Annotated in this window: 3 protein-coding genes; 1 reads left to right on the top strand and 2 read right to left on the bottom strand. The window is 74.3% G+C overall.

Translation table 11 applies throughout. The features are described from left to right. Positions 1-89: 89 nt before the first annotated feature. Both EEJ42_RS32635 and EEJ42_RS32630 read right to left on the bottom strand, forming a co-directional pair. Positions 90-788 carry a response regulator transcription factor gene (locus EEJ42_RS32635; protein ID WP_123105553.1) on the bottom strand — a complete coding sequence of 233 codons (699 nt, stop codon included), beginning with the start codon at positions 786-788 and terminating at the stop codon, positions 90-92. An 81-nt stretch (positions 789-869) separates the two neighbouring features. Continuing rightward, positions 870-2,066, bottom strand: a complete 1,197-nt coding sequence (locus tag EEJ42_RS32630; protein ID WP_123105551.1) for a sensor histidine kinase — start codon at positions 2,064-2,066, stop codon at positions 870-872. Between the two features lie 110 nt (positions 2,067-2,176). Between EEJ42_RS32630 and EEJ42_RS32625 the strand changes: the two genes are divergently transcribed. Continuing rightward, a partial coding sequence (locus tag EEJ42_RS32625) for an SAM-dependent methyltransferase (protein WP_184503380.1) occupies positions 2,177-2,810 on the top strand: 634 nt, incomplete at its 3' end.

Genomic DNA, 2,810 nt, shown 5'->3' with positions numbered 1-2,810 from the left:
CGTCGCGCAGGGCCCGACCCGGTCACCGCGGCCCGGCCGCAAGCCGTGGACCGCCCGCCCCCGCAGCTGGGCACCCCGGCCCGGGCGGGTCAGCGGGGTGGGCCGCCTGCGCGGACCAGGCCGGTTTCGTAGGCCATCACCACCACCTGCACCCGGTCACGGAGTTCCAGCTTGGTGAGGATGCGGCCCACATGGGTCTTCACGGTCGCCTCGGACAGCACCAGGCGGCCCGCTATCTCGCCGTTCGACAGGCCCTGGGCGACGAGCATCATCACCTCGCGCTCGCGCTCGGTGAGCCGTTCCAGCTCGGGGCGGGCCGCCGCGCCGGATCGGCCGCCCATGCCGCCGCCGGCGGTGCCCGGGAGCATCGGGGCGAAGCGGTTCAGGAGTCGGCGCGTGGTGCTGGGGGCGACGACCGCGTCACCGCTGTGGACGGCGCGGATCGCGGTGAGCAGTTCGCCCGGTGGCACGTCCTTGAGCATGAAGCCGCTCGCGCCCGCCTTGAGGGCGGAGAAGGCGTACTCGTCCAGGTCGAAGGTGGTCAGGATGAGTACCCGCGGCGCCCCGTCGCGCTCGCAGATGCGCCGGGTCGCCTCCACCCCGTCCAGCTTCGGCATTCTGACGTCCATCAGGACGACGTCCACCTCGGCGGAGCGCACCGCCTCCAGCGCCTCCAGCCCGTCGCCCGCCTCGGCGACGACCTCCATGTCGGGCTGGGCGGCGAGCACCATGCGGAAACCGGTGCGCAGCAGCACCTGGTCATCGACGAGCATGACGCGGATCGACATCCGGTCGGTCCCTTCCCTCGGCTTCCTCGGCGCGCGCTCCGTGCGGCGCTCACCCCATACGTACGCGCCGCTGTCCGCGGCTCACCCCGCCGGTTTCAGCGGCAGCAGCGCGCTGATGCGGAAGCCGCCGCCCGGGCGCGGGCCCGCGTCGAGCGTGCCACCCACCATGCCGACGCGCTCGCGCATCCCGATCAGCCCGTGGCCGCTGCCGTCGGCGCCGCCGTCCTCGTACAACTCGCGCTGGGCGCCCCGCCCGTCGTCCTCGACCAGCAGGCCGAGCCCGTCGTCGAAGTAGGTGATGCGGACGCTGGCGCCGACGTCGGGGCCGCCGTGCTTACGGGTGTTGGTGAGCGCTTCCTGCACGATGCGGTACGCGGTCAGCTCCACGCCGCTGGGCAGTTGGCGCGGGCTGCCGACGACCTTGAAGTCCACGGGGAGCCCGGATCCGCGCGCCTGCTCGACCAGTTCGTCGATCTGCTCGACGTCCGGCTGCGGGACGTAGTCGCCGGCCTCCCCCGGTTCCCCGGTGCGCAGCACGCCCAGCAGCCGCCGCATCTCGGCGAGGGCCTGGCGGCCGGTGCCGGAGATCGTCTCCAGTGCCTGCCGGGCCTGGTCCGGGGAGGCGTCGAGGACGTACGCGGCGCCGTCCGCCTGAACGACCATCACCGACACGTTGTGCGCGACGACATCGTGCAGTTCGCGCGCGATCCGGGCGCGTTCGGCGGCGACCGCGACCTTCGACTGCGCCTCGCGCTCCTTCTCCAGCCGGGAGGCGCGCTCCTCCAGCTGGGCGTAGTAGGCGCGGCGGGTGCGGATCGAGTCGCCGAGCACCCAGGCCAGGACGAACGGGATGGTGACGAAGACCGTCGAGACGGCGGCCTCTCCCGAGGACTCGTGTTCGGCGGGCCAGCGGAGGGTGGCGAGCGACGGTGCGCAGATCGCGGCGCCCAGGGCCAGCCGGGAGGTGCGCCGCCCGCCGGTGCACGCGACGCTGTAGACGATCACCAGCAGCGCGAAGTCGACGATGTTGATCCTGACGTCCAGCGCGAGCTGGGCGAGGCCGCACGCGATGGCCAGCCACAGCATGGCCGCGGGGGCGCGGCGGCGCAGCGCGACGGCGGCGCACAGCGCCAGCGTGATCGGCACGGCCGCGAGCGGTGGCTCATAGCCCGGGGTGGCCTGTACGAACCACAGGAGACCGCAGCCGAAGAGGAGGACGCCCCAGAAGGTGTCCACCCCTGTCGGATGGCTGCGGAGGAAGTCGTAGAGGCGCTGCACGTCACCCAGAGTAGGCAGTGCGGACACCCGGGCGGGTCAGCCCGAGGGGCGATCCGTAGCGCCCCGCCCTACTCCCCAAGGTGGATGCCGCTCCGCTTTAGCGTGGGGAGGTGGCGAGTGAACAGCACGAATGGTGCGGGTGGCGGGAAGCCGCCGAACGGGCGCTGTACGGGACGGACGGCTTCTTCCGGCGGGCGGAGGGACCGGCTGGTCACTTCCGCACGTCGGTGCATGCCTCACCGCTGTACGCGCGGGCGGTCACGGAGCTGCTGCGGCGGGTGGACGAGGCGCTGGGGCGGCCGCCGGAGCTGGCTCTGGTGGACCTGGGCGCGGGGCGCGGCGAACTGCTGACCGGGGTACTGGCGGCGGCCGCGCGTGAGCCGCACGGGCTGGCCGCACGGCTGCGGCCGTACGCGGTCGAGCGGGCGGCGCGGCCGGACGGGCTCGACGCGCGCGTGGAGTGGCGGGAGACGGCGCCGGAGGGGTTCACGGGGCTGCTGTTCGCCAACGAGTGGCTGGACAACGTCCCCGTCGACGTCGCCGAGACGGACGCGGACGGCGTCCCGCGCCGGGTCGAGGTCTCGGCGGCCGACGGCGCCGAACGCCTGGGCGCCGAGGTGACCGGCGAGGACGCGGAGTGGCTGGCCCGGTGGTGGCCGCTGGCGGGCGCCGAGCCGGGGCTGCGGGCCGAGATCGGGCGGCCGCGCGACGCGGCCTGGGCGGAGGCCGTGCGGTGCGTGGGCG

Source organism: Streptomyces botrytidirepellens (assembly GCF_003721215.1).
GTDB classification, from domain to species: domain Bacteria; phylum Actinomycetota; class Actinomycetes; order Streptomycetales; family Streptomycetaceae; genus Streptomyces; species Streptomyces himastatinicus.
Note: the sequence above shows the minus strand (reverse complement) of the source record. Positions and strands in the feature narration are given on the sequence as shown.